Genomic DNA, 14,730 nt, shown 5'->3' with positions numbered 1-14,730 from the left:
TGGGAGGCTTATGGTAAAATATAGTCGCATACTAAAATGGAATAATCTACAAATCAATACCTAACATTCACGTTAAACTAAATAAGTTAATTATATTCGTCACATTTCTACAGCAGATTGATCATCAAAAAGGCGGTGTTTGTGAATGAAGATTAAAACAGAAGGCATCTCGGAGCTCGTGCTTGAGGTTGCCTCTATGGATCGGGCTGTTCACTTTTGGTCCCGTCAGCTTGGATTTCCAGTTGTCGAGCAATGGGGAATGGATGAGGGCCAGTTTTCCAAAGAAGGACGAGTGCATGCAACCTGGCTCTATGTTGGCGGAGTCACAAGGCTTGGGTTATGGCTAAAGCGCCCATTTTCTTCGGCTGAGCTGAAAGAAAAAGAAGAGCCTGTCTCCACATGGAAGGGGCTGTATGACGAAGGTGGCGTACATGTTCACGTTGCGTTTAAGCTCAATCGAGCAGCATTCCCGGCAACAGTCGCCTTGCTGCAATCGGAGGAGATTGACTATAAGTGGTTTCAGGAGGATGAACAGCGGTTGTACGTAAAGGATCCTGACGGAAACATCGTCGAGTTTTACGAACGCGATATGAAGCAGCTTTATTCCAGAGAGGCTGTAAATGACAACGTAAACGAGTGATTGGTGATAGAGGAATGGGCCAGGATTACGTATTCGCCGGCTGGCATCTTCTCCCCCTTAGAAGCTGGAAGAAGTTCAACTGTAACAGGCTCTCCCTGTTCGAATATCAGCTGCTCTACTTGAGTCGTGCGCTCTTGATTCTCCCAAAATTCACCGTCTGTTTGTTCAAATGAAAAATAGAGCGGCATGCTGGAGGCGTGCTCAATTTCACGTTCCGCTTCTTCTCCAATATAAGTGAGCTTGGCAGGTACGTCCTCAAGACCTCCGCCTTCTTCTGCAAAAAGAGCCGCTTCGTACCATCCAGTATGAATAACTTCCAGTGGATCCTGCTCATAGTCGATTTGCGGCTCTGCTGCAACATCTGGTGCATTAAGGTTATGCAGATCTGCTTCGTCTGTTGCTACTTGTGCCGAGCCGCATCCTGCGAGTAACAGAAGGGAAATGGCAATTGTTTCTTCATTATCGGACTCCACCTGATGTGATATTGAAAGGAAGGTTCTATGCAATCCATCATTTTAGTGATCCTGGTATTTCTTGTGTGACTCACGCTTTGGTTTGTCATGCTGGCACTGCCTTTTCATGAGCAAGATGCTGATGGCAATCCTCCTGAAAGAAAGCAGTACGCTTATGGCCTGGGCGGACTTGGTATCGTCGTTGTTCTTCTCGTCATCATTCGTTTCTTAGTTTGAGAGCGCCTCCTCCAGAATAGCCTGATAGACGGGATTCCAGCTATGATAATAGGCGTCAATCTGAGCAGGTTCAATAAACATTCTGTCTTCGGATTCATGCAATCCTCTGAAAGGCATCCGCTCCGTGATATCCATTCGATAAAACAGCTGACAGCCAATTTTCGGGTAGCGTCCGTTCTCCTGCCAGTTTGGATTATGTGTATGATCTACTGTCACAAAACCAATCAGCCGCAGGTTTCCTTTCACGTACCCTTCCTCCACCACTTCCCTTTTTACGCATGCTTCTGGTGTTTCTTCCTGTTCCAAATGGCCACCCGGAAAATCCCACCCGCGGTGCTGAAGCTTCACGAGTAAAAGTTCATCATGCTGAAAGCAAAACCCGTGTGCGCTCGTAATCGTTTTATCTTGAGGTATCGAGGAAGAAGCCGTCCATGTTAACTGCACCGCAGATCCTCCCCAATTGACGGTTGTTGTTGTCAAAATAGGCGCTCCTTTCGGACACTTCATGTTTCCTTCCACAAAATCAAAGGCAAACAACTTGCTGATCTGATAATTATTGATAAAGGCTTTTTGTTTCTTATTCTTCCATTTTATAATTGCTGGTTATCTAAAAACATGGGTATCTATCAATAACGTAAGCTTGTTCTTTTTTTGTCCTGTCAGGCATTGCCCGCCAAGATGAATCTCGCTGCCTTTGACGAAAAGGGGCACGACAAATTTTAGGGTCGTTATAAAATGCCTGTCCAACTGGCCTTGTTTCGGGATGGCTTTTTCTGTCGCTAGCTCTATTATCAACCGAAAAATCATGCCAATAGACTGTTCATCTGCCTTTTCCTCTTCTAGTCTTCACGTCATCTTTCTCAGCAGCTCGTTCCAAGTCTGCACTTCATTATCCGGATTAATCGCCGTATCGTTGTTGAGTCGTTCAGGGTTGTACCAAACCGCCCGCATTCCGGCGCTTTGACTTCCGGCAATGTCTTTCTTCAGATCATCGCCGACAAAAACAGCTTCGTGCGGCTGCACATTTAACCGGGAAAGGGCCAGCTGAAAAATACGTGCATCCGGCTTTTCCACGCCAGCTTCTTCGGAAATGACGACTTCATCCACGAGGCGCTCCAGCTTGGAAACAGACAGCTTTGCCTGCTGGCGTTTCGTTACGCCGTTGGTCACAATCCCTGTGTGCACCTGCTGCTTCAGCGTATCGAGCATATCCACCACTTCATCAGTCACGGCATAGCAGGACGGGAAGTAATCGTTCCAAAACTGCTGATACTCCTGATCGTCAAAATAATCACCTGGCGGATAGCGCTCAAAAAAGATACGCAGCACGTCTGTTTTATCTGCATGACCGTGCCATTTTGCATCTTCCTCTTGAAACGCCTGCCACATAGCATCCTCCTCTGCCGGCTCCACATATCCTTTCTCCACCACCAATAAAAAGAATCGGTGCAGCGCCTCTTTTCGGCTCAGCAGCGTATCGTCCAAATCAAATAGAATTGCTTTTATTGCGGTCATAAGACCCATCCTCTCTAAAATAACGCTTCTTCTTTATCCGTAAATTCAAGCGTCCACGGCTGTACGGCAACAATCAGCACGGTCATCGCTGCTCCCGTAAGGAGGTAAAACGTAATAGAAACCGGAGAAATAATGAGCATAAGGAATGCTGGAATACAGAGCATCAACACGGGCGGGATGCTGCTTTTAAACTGACTCTCTCTCGTTAAAAAGAGCTTCCTCCGGCAAGCCGGACAGCGTCTGCTAAATTGTAATTTGATAAGCTGGCTGTAGCTAAATGACTCGCTGCAGCAGGGGCATCTGCTGGGCTTCATGTTTCTTTCCTCCACTCCTGTAGAAATAACCAGCTTCCACCTGCACAAAAAAGAAGGGCACCCAGTGGGTACAAGTATGGAAGCAGCTGGTTTTGAAGCCCGCCAGCTAATAAAATCGGCCCGGATAAAGCCATCAAGCCTAGTGCCAGAGCGCGATTTTTGCTCATTGGATCACCCTCCTTATAATGGTATTATTATCTAATTGTATCATAAATTCCCTTTCAACTTTTGATAGGCCCGATGAAATGCAGGCAACAATATACCGATTGCCAGAAACCAAAGCAGCCATTCCGGAAGAAGAGGTGTAACAAGCCTATCAGTGAGATAAACAGCGAGCAATAAGACAACGACGGAGACATAGATGGTGTTCGTCCGACGTGAAGCAAAAACCGCTCCACCAGCATCGATCAGACAGAGAACCCCAATGAGTATTAATAGAAACATACGTCTCACCTGTCTTTCATGATAGTCACCGTGCTTAATAGAGCTACGGATCAGCGGAAGGGTTCGTTTCAGTTTGTAAAAGTTCATCGTATTTCAGCATGCGAACCAGTTGTAAACGTTGTTCAAATCGTACAAGGAAACAGATTAGAAATAGTTTCGTTAAGTTAGCAGTCTTGTATCATTATAACAACTTCATAAATTTGGACGATAACCAATTAAGTGGTAAAATTTAGAAGGCGACATTACATTTTAAAGGGGTTGTACTCCGTGACATTAACTATAAAAAAACCGACCTCACTAACTGAATTAGCTGCGTTTCTCTCCACTCAAAATAGCTCGGATTTATCTCATATTGGCTATTGCGGTGAAGACAAGTTTGAAATAACCGATGCATTACAGGATGAATTCTCCAATTCTCCTGCACTTGAATCATTTTATGTAGCTTATCAAGATGGGGTAATCGTGGCCGCTCTAGGTTTTGATATAGACGAGGATTTTTCAGAAGCAGATGTATGGGGACCGTTTTGTATGGATCACGACTTAAATATGGCTCAGCTTCTATGGGACCGCTTGCTGGGAGAGTTTAGTTCTATCACGAGTTTTTCATTCTTTGTCAACAATAAGAACTTATTCGCAAAAACATTTATCGAGTTTAATCACGGTTTGCCAGACAGCACTCAACACGTTTATTTACTTAGGCGAACGGAACAGCCGACGCCTTCTGCTTCGTTAAATTCTCAGTCAATCACCGACCATTTACACGAAAGCTTTGTCGCGTTTCATAATCAAATCTTTCCTCAAACCTATTTTGATGGTGAAACCATTTTGAAGCGCATAAACCAAAACAATTCACTATTCGTTGTAAGCGACTATAATGATTCGGTTACAGGTTATGTGTACACTGAAACCAATCCGATGCATGGTGAAGGAACCATTGAATATATTGCCGTCCACCATGATTACCGGCATTGCGGCTATGGGGAACGCCTCCTCCGCTCGGCTTTGACCCATCACTTTCACCATCCTGATATACGTACAATTGAACTCTGCACCGCTTCTGATAACAAACCAGCTAATCATTTAGTCCGTTCTTTGGGGTTTACGTTAAAATACGAGCTGACCAGTTATACGCTATCCAAATAAAAGCGCGTCAAAAAAAGGAGCCTGTTCAACAGACTCCGTTTGCTTATGCGATGCAGGTCATCGTCACCTATTTCTCCACTGCATGACCACAACATTTTCATCGGACATGACTGATTCGTGCGGCTTACACTGCTAAAAAGGCTGCTACACCTACGATAAGAAAAAACAGCTGCAGCACGATTGCGATAATGCCTAATATGAAGCCTGCCTTAGCGAGAGCGGAGCCTTCTTCGCCGGAGAGAACGATTTCTTTCGGTGCCATTTTGCAAAGCACGATTCCGATAATAGCGAGAACAATTCCGAACACCGGAACGAATACGGCAAGCAAGGAAACGATAAATCCGATGATCGCTTTCACATTATAGGCAGCACCTGTCATATGAAGCACCTCCAGTTGAAAATAGCCGACAGTTTTAACCAATTGAAGATACTATTTATTTATCGATTTTTTGAATTGTCACTTTTGGGTCTCTATCTGCAATTACTTCAATGACTTCATCTACTGTAATGTACACATGATGATTTGGCTTTTTCTCTTTTGGCATGTGTATATCCACGGCATTTCTAGTCCAAGTCAACAATGAAGAATGTTTCACCTTAAAAAAGGGCCAGAATTTATCTGTTATCCCTTCTTCTTCAAGGATTTCAAAATAACCCTCCATCAGACCAGTTCGCATGTGTTCAGGAGTTCGAACAACCGTATAAACTTCATCAGAGGGAAAAAGTTGAGACTCTTCGTATTCATAAAGGTAAGAAAAATGATTATCTTCTAAAATAATACGGAGGTTCCCTGGTCGTTCTACAGAGTGCAATTGCATAGCATCATATTCGCCATCACGATGAGTAAAGGAGATACTCATTTTGTGATCTCGAATTGGATTCCAAAAAACTAGCATAATGATGTATCACCTTTCTTCCAAGAATGATCGATATCGAATATTCTCTCTTAAAAGAGCCACAGATAATCTTGGTTGACCTCCGCTGATGGACGTATATTACGTCATTTCACTCTGAGGTAGTTGCTTCTGCCTCTATTCATATCAACCAGTTACTTATCCATACTCCAGCCTCTAAAAATCAGATCTAGCATTAGAAATTCCGCCGGTTTTATAACTAACTCTTGCAATACTTCCCTATGACGTAATCGTGAATTATAGTGTCCAGATCGACATGAGGCCGGCAATGAGGAGACCAGTATGTACAATCACGGCAGCAATACCGAGGAAAAAACCTGTTTTTGCAAGCCCGACTCCCTGTTGATGGGTCTGATCGATTTCAGCTATCGCGATTCTGGTCAGTGTAATGCCTCCAATGCCGATCGGCACACCAAAGATCGGGATAAACAACGCGATCAGCGAGAAGCAAAATCCGATTATCGCCTTGACATTATACGTTCGTTCACCTGACATCCGGCTTCCTCCTATATCGTATAGTCTCTTTTTCTCTTAGCCTGTTGCACGATCGTTAAAACCTGGAGTGGTCAGGCAGCTTTCGATCAATCAAATCAGCTGACACAGGCTGCCGATTCAATTCTCTCGCCCAGACGGACAGCTGACCGACATGGTGAATCTCATGCGCGATAAGGTGCTGAAGAATCACGTTAACCGAATAGGAATGCTGCGTCCAAACAGGCGAAACGATCTGGGTTAACGTTTCCTTCGTTACGTCCGTAAAGAAGCGGTTCAATTCTTTTTGCTGACGTGCGGAAAGATCCTTCAGCTCTGCTAATGTGGAAGCGTCGTCAGCGGTAATCGGTTCGTCCGGCTTCCCTTCGATTGCCAGCACCCAGCTCTTTTCTACGTCGAGCAGATGCAGAAAGGTCCGGTAAAAGCTTCGCTGACCACCGTTACGGAGGAGAAAAAAATCATTAGAAGACAGCTCTTCACACCACGCGAACCACTCTTCCCGCACCTGCCAATTGTAGCTGAACAATTGCTGCATATCAGTCGCCCCCCCTGTTTCCAATCACAATCTCTGTTTCTGAACATATTGCGCCCAATCATTTACATTATCTTCTATTTCACGAGTGGATGCAATTCCGTATCTCGTGATGCTCTAGCTGTCGACGTATAGAAGCATAATAAAACGGAACGGAGCCTTCCTCAGACTCCGTTCCGTTTTACGGTCGTTTACTCATGCGCAAGTATTTATCGTACAATGCCTCGGCCCTCTTGATGTCATCCTTTGAGTGAGCAATGGGACTGGATTGATGTCTGCGTCGGATTAACTCTTCTTCCGTCGGCTTTTGCTGTTCCTCGAGAAACGGATAGCCCCAGCTGTCCTGCGCTTCGATTTTGGCCACTCCCTTACGCGGATTCGACCAGTACAGCATCATGAGCGACAGTTCCTTCAAACCGTAATAAAACATGCATCTTCCCTCCTTACCTCCTTATACCCGATTTTACGCGACGAGCACCCTTCCATTACATTTTTGCTTTTCTCTCACCGAATAGCGCAAGTTTTTTCTGGAGACTGGAAACAATTCATTCCATTCCTCATGTAAGCTATACTAAAGAATACCAGTAGCTTACTGAGAAGGAGATGATTGTATTGACGCAATGGTCGAGTACGGTACACATCCTCGCTCCGATTGAGCAGGTATGGACGTTATTTGACGGCACGCTTGCTCATACGCAAAAAATAATGCCGCAGGTCGAAGCAAATGAGCCGGTCACCATCACAGATGAAAAAGTCGGAAGCGTTTACCGGCAGACGTATCAGGAAGGCAGACGAACGGAAACGTATGAGGTTGAAACAATTGCGTACTGTGATCTGCCGGGTCAAAAGCAGCTTCGCGTCAGCTTTACTCTTGCGAATATGTTTGATATTACAGCCGAGTATATATTGATTCGGCATACAGCGTCGTCTACTATTTTCCGGTATACCGTGACGAATCGGCCTACAAACCCGATATTGAGATGGATGCTTTTGTTTGCGAGTGATAAAACTGTCAAAGCGTTTACCCAACGAGTAAAGCTAGTGGCAGAATCAAAAGGTGGTGATTAACGTGACAAATGCCAATGACAAACAGGCTTTTCTCATGAAACTGAGCGGTCCGGCAAGAAGCGCCCTCCTGCATGAAAACATTACCTCACTGGAGACGCTCGCTGCTTATTCTGAAAAAGAGATTCTAGCCTTACACGGGGTGGGGCCGGCGTCGATTCCGACGATGAAAAAACTACTTGCGGAAGAAGGGTACTCCTTTAAACAGCAAGGATAAAAAAGATTCCTGCCAGACTGAAAAAACGCCGCTGATTGCGACGTTTTTTTCGTTACAGTATCGAAACCTTCTGCCCTTTTTGGAGCAGCTGATTCGACATGTGTGAGAGGTTGGTTGTGGAGTCGGCGAGTTCCCTGACGGACTGCACGATTAAGTCCATTTCATCTTTATTCGTCTGGAACATGCTGCTGTAGCTTTCCATCTCGAGCTTTACGCTCGAAAAGCTCGAACGGGCATTTGTCATACTCTCGTCTGATGCAACGGTTGCCTGGCCCATCGTCTCCAGTGAGGCAACAAGCTGATCGGTATTCTCACTGCTCTCTGACGCAAGTGCCATGATCGAGGACGTGATCGATTTTGAGTTTTCAGCGAGCTTGCGGACTTCATCTGCAACAACCGCAAAACCTTTCCCTGCCTCCCCTGCCCGGGCAGCTTCGATGGAGGCGTTCAGCGCCAGCAGGTTCGTCTGTTCGGCAATGCTTTCAATTTGCCTGGTCATGTCTGAAATACTCGACGAAATCCGCTTCATTTCCTCGATCCGGCTCGCGCCCTGCGTCATCTGTTCACGCAAAACAGCGAAGGAAACCGTCATTTTTTCGATGTGCTCTTCGCTCGTTCCCGCAAGCTGAAGTACGCTCTTATTCCGATCCATCGTCGACAGCGTATCTGCCCCCATTTTTTCCGCACGTGTGGCCGTTGCCCTTAGTGAGGCTTCGTTTTGATCGACCATCGCGGCAAGGTCCTGACTGAGTCCGCTAAGCTCCTGCTGCAGATCCTGCTGCTCCTCGTAAAGCAGTGTAATTTCCTCCATCTTGCTGTTTAAATACGTTTCCACAACGAGCTGCGCGTCAAAGTTCATCACGTCAGTAACAGAAACGAGCACGTCAGAAAGCTTTTGCGGATCATGTACGAACAGCTGCACGAGCTTTGGGATGAGCAGGCTGTTGAACGCCTGATACGTGGCGAGAAACCAGGCGACCGGAAGCTCCACTCCTTTGTGCGTGGAGCCGACCCGCTTCCGTAGCTGCACGTATTTGTCATCAATCGAACCTTCAAACAACGTTGCTAGATACATAGCGAATACGTCCTTGAGCTTTTGCCTGGTGGAATGGGTTTCCGCAATCTGGCGCAGCGGCTCGATGCTGTACACGTGATCGAGCACTGTATCCAGAAATTCATCTTTTATGCTTAGCACGTACGGCTTCACTTCCTGCAGCACGGCAAGTTTTTCGGTCGTGACGTTCATGTAAAAAAGCCGCTGCTCCAGCACCTTTTCCGACAGCTGAAACGAGCTGCCTTTCTCATAGGCCAGACCTGGTTCAAATACAGCTTGCTGCGATCGTTTCGTAAAAGCGAATAAATTCATGTCTCTCCTCCTGATGAACGTGCTGAAATTGGCTATGACCTTTTTATCGGCAGTTTCTCTTGTTTATGTAATGTATATTGGTTGTATAATAAAATAATACATCACCAGACACAGGGCATCTCATTAATTCGATTGGTTGGTACACCTGGACAGAAAAAACGACCTCCAACCAGGAGACCGTTTCAAGCATTTAGCATGCGTTCCATAAAGACCTTATCACTACGTTTCTAAAGACTATGAGTGACCTTAGCTTTCAACCTATCCCCCGCCAAAAGCTGATCATATGGAAGAATCGCTTGTTGTATCATCCAGAGAGTCGAGCAAGTCAGTAATTTGTACCATATGATGGCGGTCATGTGCTGCCAAGTTTTCGAAATAACGGGCAATCGTCAAGTTTGTTTCGCCTATTTGAAAAGGCGTTTGCCAGTCCGCTTCTGAAATGGAGTCGATACTCGCAATCAGCTTGTCTCTTCCTTCAACAAACTCGTTCACAATAGACGAAACAGGGGTGATCCTGGCCCAATCAGCCGCCTCATGATTTACTTGCGCCGCTTGTGGGCCAGGGGGTAATGGCTCAGAGCTATGAAAATACGGGAGCCGCTTTGATTGGACAAATACATCCCACGGAATAAAATGAGCAACAATTTCTGCTATCGTCCATTTACCAGCCGCAATTGGCGTACGCCAGTATTGCTCAGACATCGGTTCAAGACTGCGTACAAATTGTATCGTTTCCTCATAGTGGTGAATCACAGCCTGTTTTTTCACAAAGAGTGCCTCCTACATAACAATTTGTCATCTTTTGATTCTCTTATTCTAGCACGTAATTATATGATAAAATTTGCTTATTACATGCCATTTTGCAAAGAGGGAACGTGAATGAAGTTGCGAAGTAGCTCCGCTCTCATAGTATTACTGCTCACGCTGATCTATCTAACATATTCCCTTTCTGTTCAGATTTGGGACCGGCATTATTTATCGTTGAGGGAGTCGATCCAGGCTTTGGATCAAACCGAAGCGGATCTTTCGACGGTTACAGCTTTTGAATGGGACAGGGTGTATTTTTTTGAGCCTTATACACCGGTCGAAACCATCTATGAAACCGTCGGCTACGAATGGAGATCTATTTCAGCAACTGTCAGCGAAGGCATGAACCAGGTCGTCTTTATGGATGAAAACGAAGTGACCTGTTACGTTTACGGCTATCCGGAGAATAACGGCTTCGGCCTGTCTTCTGATCAGGAAGTGCTGACGAAAGCAGATGACCTCACCTTTCAGCTCAAGTACTGGCAGGGCATTCCTCTCCTGGAGCGTAAAACTGACGATATTCCATAGCATACAGGAGAGTATTACAAGACCTGTGTCGTAAAACGTACGTTTCTTTTCTCACTTATTATATGGATCCCGATTTGTTTTATAGCGGCACGTTATTTGGGCGCGGCCGGGCTAAGCGGGGTTCCCATGCAGGCTGCCATTCAGCAGCAGCTGTTTTACGCGCTGCTGCTTAGTTCCATCACGGCTTTTACAGCTTTCTTGATTACCGCAGTAAAACACCGTCTGCCCGGGTCGAAATCAACCAGCTAAGGAGGGGTTTTATATGCACCTGTACGTGAAAAACATACTTTGGATTGCCTTGATCGTACTTGCGACACTTTTATTTTTTTCCTTCGTCCTGAGACTGCCGTTCGGCTTCTGGCACATCGCGATGATTCTGGTCGGCATTTACGGGATCATAAAAAATATGCTGGCCCTTCGAAAGGAAAACACCGTTCATCAACAATAACTTCCTCTGAAACGCTTCTTGATTATTCAAGAAGCGTTTAGTTGTTGATCTTCCATTCATATATGTTCGCTACGATTAGAAGCATTATGAGACGCTTCATTCTATCATCGCTGTGCTTCTCTTTCTTTGTGATTCGATTCCGAAACGATATTTACGCTTCTGCCAGTTCTTTAATTCGGGTCAGCGCCTTCGGAACCCTATCGGAAAAGAGGGGAAGTTGATGCGCGGGAATCGTCAGCGTCATACTTAGTGTTACTCCCTCCTTACTCTCTTCCAGCAAGTAGCTCTCCGTTCCCCCAGTCCATTCATCTGCCCTCACGTCTGAGCCGCTATCCTGCGTGTCCGCCTGATGATGAAAACGCACATACTCATGCGGGCGCAGCTCTTCGACAAGGCTTGTCACTCCGTAGCCGTTGACAGCGGAAATGAATTCGACCTCCCCGTTTTCTTCGAGCTTTCCCTTCATGTATGTGCCCTCATCAATCAAGTTCGCCCAATCCCGAAACGACGTATCCTCCCACAAGACGTTCCAAATCTCTCTCTTATCCGCCTGAATGAGGATGGAAAATGTATGAGTATCCACGTTCAGTCCTCCTTCGTATTATTCGATACACCTAAAGCATTTATTTGTTTCCCCGCCTGATGCCGTTACGTTCATTTCTCATCTTCTCTGGCGGCTTCGTCATGCAGTACATCGTCACATCGCCGAGCTTCTCAGAGCCGGTCAACGTAAAGCCAAGCCGTCTGTAGATTTCCACGTTCTGTTCGTTCTCCGTATCGAGTGCGACAGGATATGGGCCGGATGCTGCTAATTCGTCCACCGCCTGCAGCACACGCTTTCCGACTCCCTTGCCTCTGACCGATGCGGCGACGCCGATCATCGTGATATAGTAATGAGGTTCGGTTGGCAGGTGCTGCTTTTGAATGCGCTCATACTGCTGTGCAATCGGTAGGATTCGCCCAGGTAAACGAAGACCCAGCTTCATCATTTCAACAAGCAGCCTGAGGCGATTCACTAATGAAATCCGCCTTAAAGGTGCCGGCTTTTCCACAATAGCAGCAAAGCTAGGAGCCGCCTCATCATCCGTCAGCAGCACACCGTCCAGCAGCTCGTTTCGCCTGATCAAAAACGCAATCATCGCGGTCGCCTTTGTCTCCCATTCCTCGTCATTAAACATCAGCCTAAAAAAGGGATCCTCTCGAAATGCTTCAGCTAATAACTGAACGACTGGCTCGTGTTTCATAAGATGCCTCCTTCGTAAATGAAATGGAAAAACTGATCAGCACTTTGCACACGTACAGCAGAAAGATTCCCGCTGCTAACGGAGCGATTCCGCTGAATGCAATCAGCACAAAGCCAATGCCTGCGAGTGCAAACGCCACAAGCGGCTGTTCCTGCTGCCCGCGCACTACGTTCAACAGCACAGCGCTCGCTGTCGTAAACGCCCAGATGCCAATGCCGATCATGAGCGGCAGTTCTAGCGCCCAGGCAAGGATGATTGGCTGCACGTGAATCGCAATAAACACCCAGCGGCGTCTGGTCGATGCCTCGTAAAAGCGGTTGGTTCCCGGGGTGACATTCGCCACGACACCGCCGGCAATATCGATGATGAGCACAAAGAGCACGAGCTGTTTCACGAGGGTCAGCTCGCTCCACGTTCCATAGCCAAAAATGCCTGCCAGAAGCACGATTGTTCCTGTAAACAGCATGACCACGAACAGTGCCTTCCTGGACTGAACCTCCCCGAAAATCTCATGAAAAAAAGCCGGGATCCGAATCACGTCGCACCTCTTCCGACCGATCGAACGGTCTTTTTTTATCCGAACCGTTTACAGCAGCTGGAGCCAGCCCTTCACGTGCAGCGACCAGATTTCCCGCCAATCCGTCCGATCCGGTTCGAGCAAATAGTGAATACCGTAGCCATCAAGCGTCACGACAATCATTTCTGCCACTTGCTTCAGCTGCCTCTCCGGCTTTTGACTGAAGAGACTAAGCTGGTTCGTCATCGCGTCAATCATTTCCTCATTGGATTGAAGCAGCACGTCGCGGTATTCAGGTGTGTACAGAGCCGCGTTCACATAGTGGAGCAGCGTCGTGTAGGCTAGTGCTTCCTCATTGGACGATTGAAAGATTTCTGCCCCTATTGCGTACAGGTACTCTTCTGCGCTGGTATGCGGCTGTGCTAATTCCTTTGACAGGTTTCTTGTAATCATGAGCAGCAGCTCCTGCAGCAGTTCATCAACCGATCGAAAGTGGTGAAACACGCTGCTTTTACTGATAACGGATGCATCCGCGACCTTCTTGGCGCTCACCCCCTGCAGCCCTTCCGCTGCCACGATCGCCATCGCGGTCTCTAAAAGACGTCGCTTCGTTTCACTTCCTTTTACCATCCGTAGATCGTCGCGCATCAAAGCCCCCCTTATTCGTTACGCTTAGTATATAAATAACCGTCCGACCGGTCAATCAGTTTTATAAAGCATGCTGTTAGCAATTTTGCTGATGCGCGAAATTCCGTCATTATCCGGCCTGAAACACGCCTGAAAGGAGTTTACTGAGTGGAAGCTGTTTTTATATCGATTTTTCTTTCATTATCAGCCTCTTCCTGCTAGAATGTGGTTTAGTTATTGGCATAAAAAGGAATCCACCCTAAGGCTGCATCCTGCCGCTTCTTCAGGTGGGCCATCGAGCAAGAGAACGAGTGGTGGAGGGGTTACATGCGTTTTGCAGGTGTGTTGTTTATTATGATGGCGGCTGTCGGCTGGGGGTTGAGCGGTGGAATCGGGAATATTTTAATGGACCGGGGCTGGGATCCAATCGTGATTTCCTTCTACCGCGGTGCGATAGGACTCGTCTTTTTCATCGTCTGGTTTTTCGCAAGTGCTTCGCCAAAGAAAGCGGCCACACCGCGTTTTTACATATGGTCCGTGCTAGCCGGCATCGGCGTCGCGGGCAACTTCAGCTTCTACTTCCTGAGCATCCAGGCGTCCACGGTCGCCGTTGCGGCAACGCTCATGTACACCGCTCCCGTGTTTGTGCTGCTCATCTCGTTTGTGATCGGCTTCGAGCGGTCCACACTGTTTAAATGGGGCTGCATCTTTTTTGTTCTCTGCGGGATCGTGCTGATAACCGGCGCCTATAACCCGGGGGCGCTGGAAACGAGTACACTCGGCATCGTCACCGGACTTGCTGCCGGACTTTCCTATACCCTGTTTATTTTTGGCTTTAAAAATGCGTCGCCGTTTGGCAATCCGCAGACAACGCTTTCCATTGCGTTTTTCGTTTTTTGTGTTGTTCTGTTCATGATCGCCGATAAAGAGCAGGTTGCAGCAGTGCTGACGTCCGGAGACATCGGCTGGTTTGTGCTTCTTGGTATAGTCGGAGCAGGCGTTTCGTTTATCTTTTATTTGTTTGGCATCCGGCTCACGACGCCTTCTACTGCGGCGATGGTCGCCATGGTCGAACCTGTCACTGCCTCCCTCTTCGGCGTGCTTTTACTCGGTGATTATTTGTCCGTGATTCAATTAACCGGTATGGCTGTCATTCTCGGAACCGTTACCGTGTTAAGCAGAAGGCAGTCCTAGCCGCGTATAAAGCAACCACCCCCTGTCGACGTCG

At 47.0% G+C, this 14,730-nt stretch carries 23 protein-coding genes and 1 pseudogene; 7 read left to right on the top strand and 17 right to left on the bottom strand.

The window, feature by feature from the left end:
• The first annotated feature begins 145 nt into the window (after positions 1-145).
• Positions 146-640, top strand: a complete 495-nt coding sequence (locus tag ACFO4L_RS01225; protein WP_377907820.1) for a VOC family protein — start codon at positions 146-148, stop codon at positions 638-640.
• Here the strand turns inward: ACFO4L_RS01225 and ACFO4L_RS01220 are convergent.
• From ACFO4L_RS01220 to ACFO4L_RS01200, 5 genes are all read right to left on the bottom strand, one after another.
• The gene (locus tag ACFO4L_RS01220) at positions 601-1,113 is read right to left on the bottom strand and encodes a hypothetical protein (protein WP_377907818.1); all 513 of its coding nucleotides are present in this window, start codon (positions 1,111-1,113) and stop codon (positions 601-603) included. The two genes, ACFO4L_RS01225 and ACFO4L_RS01220, sit on opposite strands and share 40 nt — an antisense overlap.
• 207 nt (positions 1,114-1,320) lie before the next feature.
• Positions 1,321-1,773, bottom strand: coding sequence for an NUDIX hydrolase (locus ACFO4L_RS01215; RefSeq protein ID WP_377907817.1), 453 nt, complete (start codon positions 1,771-1,773; stop codon positions 1,321-1,323).
• Between the two features lie 402 nt (positions 1,774-2,175).
• Positions 2,176-2,844, bottom strand: coding sequence for an HAD family hydrolase (locus ACFO4L_RS01210; RefSeq protein ID WP_377907816.1), 669 nt, complete (start codon positions 2,842-2,844; stop codon positions 2,176-2,178).
• 14 nt (positions 2,845-2,858) lie between these two features.
• Positions 2,859-3,158 (bottom strand): TIGR04104 family putative zinc finger protein, encoded by a 300-nt coding sequence (locus tag ACFO4L_RS01205; protein WP_377907815.1) that lies wholly within the window; start codon positions 3,156-3,158, stop codon positions 2,859-2,861.
• Positions 3,155-3,325, bottom strand: a complete 171-nt coding sequence (locus tag ACFO4L_RS01200; RefSeq protein WP_377907814.1) for a hypothetical protein — start codon at positions 3,323-3,325, stop codon at positions 3,155-3,157. Before ACFO4L_RS01200 ends, ACFO4L_RS01205 begins: the two co-directional genes overlap by 4 nt.
• A gap of 544 nt (positions 3,326-3,869) precedes the next feature.
• Here ACFO4L_RS01200 and ACFO4L_RS01195 point away from each other — a divergent pair.
• Positions 3,870-4,745: a GNAT family N-acetyltransferase gene (locus ACFO4L_RS01195; RefSeq protein WP_377907813.1), complete on the top strand. Its 876-nt coding sequence runs from the start codon at positions 3,870-3,872 to the stop codon at positions 4,743-4,745.
• A gap of 124 nt (positions 4,746-4,869) precedes the next feature.
• Here ACFO4L_RS01195 and ACFO4L_RS01190 read toward each other — a convergent pair whose 3' ends face one another.
• The 5 genes from ACFO4L_RS01190 to ACFO4L_RS01170 form a co-directional block, all read right to left on the bottom strand.
• A complete protein-coding gene (locus tag ACFO4L_RS01190) occupies positions 4,870-5,124 on the bottom strand; it encodes a DUF4190 domain-containing protein (protein WP_377907812.1) in 255 nt (84 codons plus the stop codon).
• A 55-nt stretch (positions 5,125-5,179) separates the two neighbouring features.
• Complete coding sequence (locus tag ACFO4L_RS01185) at positions 5,180-5,641, bottom strand: hypothetical protein (RefSeq protein ID WP_377907811.1); 462 nt, start codon at positions 5,639-5,641, stop codon at positions 5,180-5,182.
• A gap of 255 nt (positions 5,642-5,896) precedes the next feature.
• Positions 5,897-6,154 (bottom strand): hypothetical protein, encoded by a 258-nt coding sequence (locus ACFO4L_RS01180; protein WP_377907810.1) that lies wholly within the window; start codon positions 6,152-6,154, stop codon positions 5,897-5,899.
• 55 nt (positions 6,155-6,209) lie between these two features.
• Positions 6,210-6,686 (bottom strand): DinB family protein, encoded by a 477-nt coding sequence (locus tag ACFO4L_RS01175; protein ID WP_377907809.1) that lies wholly within the window; start codon positions 6,684-6,686, stop codon positions 6,210-6,212.
• Between the two features lie 178 nt (positions 6,687-6,864).
• Positions 6,865-7,113 carry a hypothetical protein gene (locus ACFO4L_RS01170; RefSeq protein WP_377907808.1) on the bottom strand — a complete coding sequence of 83 codons (249 nt, stop codon included), beginning with the start codon at positions 7,111-7,113 and terminating at the stop codon, positions 6,865-6,867.
• Positions 7,114-7,295: 182 nt separating this feature from the next.
• Between ACFO4L_RS01170 and ACFO4L_RS01165 the strand changes: the two genes are divergently transcribed.
• The gene (locus tag ACFO4L_RS01165) at positions 7,296-7,751 is read left to right on the top strand and encodes an SRPBCC family protein (protein ID WP_377907807.1); all 456 of its coding nucleotides are present in this window, start codon (positions 7,296-7,298) and stop codon (positions 7,749-7,751) included.
• Between the two features lies 1 nt (position 7,752).
• Entirely contained in the window at positions 7,753-7,965 is a 213-nt protein-coding gene (locus ACFO4L_RS01160; protein WP_377907806.1) for a helix-hairpin-helix domain-containing protein, read from the top strand.
• Between the two features lie 52 nt (positions 7,966-8,017).
• On the opposite strand, the gene ACFO4L_RS01155 is transcribed toward ACFO4L_RS01160, so the two are convergent.
• The 3 genes and pseudogenes from ACFO4L_RS01155 to ACFO4L_RS01145 form a co-directional block, all read right to left on the bottom strand.
• A complete protein-coding gene (locus ACFO4L_RS01155) occupies positions 8,018-8,524 on the bottom strand; it encodes a methyl-accepting chemotaxis protein (protein WP_377908547.1) in 507 nt (168 codons plus the stop codon).
• Positions 8,525-8,788: 264 nt separating this feature from the next.
• Positions 8,789-9,331 (bottom strand): annotated as a pseudogene (locus tag ACFO4L_RS01150) (protoglobin domain-containing protein); the annotation flags it as partial.
• 279 nt (positions 9,332-9,610) lie between these two features.
• Positions 9,611-10,099 (bottom strand): DinB family protein, encoded by a 489-nt coding sequence (locus ACFO4L_RS01145; RefSeq protein ID WP_377907805.1) that lies wholly within the window; start codon positions 10,097-10,099, stop codon positions 9,611-9,613.
• 111 nt (positions 10,100-10,210) lie between these two features.
• On the opposite strand from ACFO4L_RS01145, the gene ACFO4L_RS01140 reads away from it, so the two are divergent.
• Together ACFO4L_RS01140 and ACFO4L_RS01135 are read left to right on the top strand one after the other, a co-directional pair.
• The gene (locus ACFO4L_RS01140) at positions 10,211-10,666 is read left to right on the top strand and encodes a hypothetical protein (RefSeq protein WP_377907804.1); all 456 of its coding nucleotides are present in this window, start codon (positions 10,211-10,213) and stop codon (positions 10,664-10,666) included.
• A gap of 262 nt (positions 10,667-10,928) precedes the next feature.
• Positions 10,929-11,114 carry a hypothetical protein gene (locus tag ACFO4L_RS01135; RefSeq protein WP_377907803.1) on the top strand — a complete coding sequence of 62 codons (186 nt, stop codon included), beginning with the start codon at positions 10,929-10,931 and terminating at the stop codon, positions 11,112-11,114.
• Between the two features lie 151 nt (positions 11,115-11,265).
• Here ACFO4L_RS01135 and ACFO4L_RS01130 read toward each other — a convergent pair whose 3' ends face one another.
• From ACFO4L_RS01130 to ACFO4L_RS01115, 4 genes are read right to left on the bottom strand one after another with little or no spacing between them, the layout of a single operon-like run.
• Positions 11,266-11,697 (bottom strand): hypothetical protein, encoded by a 432-nt coding sequence (locus tag ACFO4L_RS01130; RefSeq protein ID WP_377907802.1) that lies wholly within the window; start codon positions 11,695-11,697, stop codon positions 11,266-11,268.
• 40 nt (positions 11,698-11,737) lie between these two features.
• Positions 11,738-12,358 carry a GNAT family N-acetyltransferase gene (locus tag ACFO4L_RS01125; RefSeq protein WP_377907801.1) on the bottom strand — a complete coding sequence of 207 codons (621 nt, stop codon included), beginning with the start codon at positions 12,356-12,358 and terminating at the stop codon, positions 11,738-11,740.
• Positions 12,324-12,896, bottom strand: a complete 573-nt coding sequence (locus ACFO4L_RS01120) for a hypothetical protein (protein WP_377907800.1) — start codon at positions 12,894-12,896, stop codon at positions 12,324-12,326. The genes ACFO4L_RS01125 and ACFO4L_RS01120 overlap by 35 nt, the downstream gene beginning before the upstream one ends.
• Positions 12,897-12,944: 48 nt before the next feature.
• Positions 12,945-13,523, bottom strand: coding sequence for a TetR/AcrR family transcriptional regulator (locus ACFO4L_RS01115; RefSeq protein ID WP_377907799.1), 579 nt, complete (start codon positions 13,521-13,523; stop codon positions 12,945-12,947).
• Positions 13,524-13,829: 306 nt separating this feature from the next.
• Here ACFO4L_RS01115 and ACFO4L_RS01110 point away from each other — a divergent pair, with 306 nt between their 5' ends.
• Positions 13,830-14,696, top strand: coding sequence for a DMT family transporter (locus ACFO4L_RS01110; protein ID WP_377907798.1), 867 nt, complete (start codon positions 13,830-13,832; stop codon positions 14,694-14,696).
• The last annotated feature ends 34 nt before the right edge of the window (positions 14,697-14,730 follow it).

Origin of the sequence: Bacillus daqingensis (assembly GCF_042654445.1) — a bacterium.
Lineage (GTDB): Bacteria > Bacillota > Bacilli > Bacillales > Salisediminibacteriaceae > Alkalicoccus > Alkalicoccus luteus.
This window is presented reverse-complemented; position numbering and strand designations above follow the sequence as displayed.

Coding starts and splice junctions, on each gene's coding strand:
- ACFO4L_RS01225 (WP_377907820.1), top strand. CDS start 146: ATGAAGATTAAAACAGAAGGCATCTCGGAGCTCGTGCTTGAGGTTGCC.
- ACFO4L_RS01210 (WP_377907816.1), bottom strand. CDS start 2,844: ATGACCGCAATAAAAGCAATTCTATTTGATTTGGACGATACGCTGCTG.
- ACFO4L_RS01205 (WP_377907815.1), bottom strand. CDS start 3,158: ATGAAGCCCAGCAGATGCCCCTGCTGCAGCGAGTCATTTAGCTACAGC.
- ACFO4L_RS01200 (WP_377907814.1), bottom strand. CDS start 3,325: ATGAGCAAAAATCGCGCTCTGGCACTAGGCTTGATGGCTTTATCCGGG.
- ACFO4L_RS01190 (WP_377907812.1), bottom strand. CDS start 5,124: ATGACAGGTGCTGCCTATAATGTGAAAGCGATCATCGGATTTATCGTT.
- ACFO4L_RS01185 (WP_377907811.1), bottom strand. CDS start 5,641: ATGCTAGTTTTTTGGAATCCAATTCGAGATCACAAAATGAGTATCTCC.
- ACFO4L_RS01180 (WP_377907810.1), bottom strand. CDS start 6,154: ATGTCAGGTGAACGAACGTATAATGTCAAGGCGATAATCGGATTTTGC.
- ACFO4L_RS01175 (WP_377907809.1), bottom strand. CDS start 6,686: ATGCAGCAATTGTTCAGCTACAATTGGCAGGTGCGGGAAGAGTGGTTC.
- ACFO4L_RS01170 (WP_377907808.1), bottom strand. CDS start 7,113: ATGTTTTATTACGGTTTGAAGGAACTGTCGCTCATGATGCTGTACTGG.
- ACFO4L_RS01155 (WP_377908547.1), bottom strand. CDS start 8,524: ATGACGCAGGGCGCGAGCCGGATCGAGGAAATGAAGCGGATTTCGTCG.
- ACFO4L_RS01140 (WP_377907804.1), top strand. CDS start 10,211: ATGAAGTTGCGAAGTAGCTCCGCTCTCATAGTATTACTGCTCACGCTG.
- ACFO4L_RS01135 (WP_377907803.1), top strand. CDS start 10,929: ATGCACCTGTACGTGAAAAACATACTTTGGATTGCCTTGATCGTACTT.
- ACFO4L_RS01125 (WP_377907801.1), bottom strand. CDS start 12,358: ATGAAACACGAGCCAGTCGTTCAGTTATTAGCTGAAGCATTTCGAGAG.
- ACFO4L_RS01115 (WP_377907799.1), bottom strand. CDS start 13,523: ATGCGCGACGATCTACGGATGGTAAAAGGAAGTGAAACGAAGCGACGT.
- ACFO4L_RS01110 (WP_377907798.1), top strand. CDS start 13,830: ATGCGTTTTGCAGGTGTGTTGTTTATTATGATGGCGGCTGTCGGCTGG.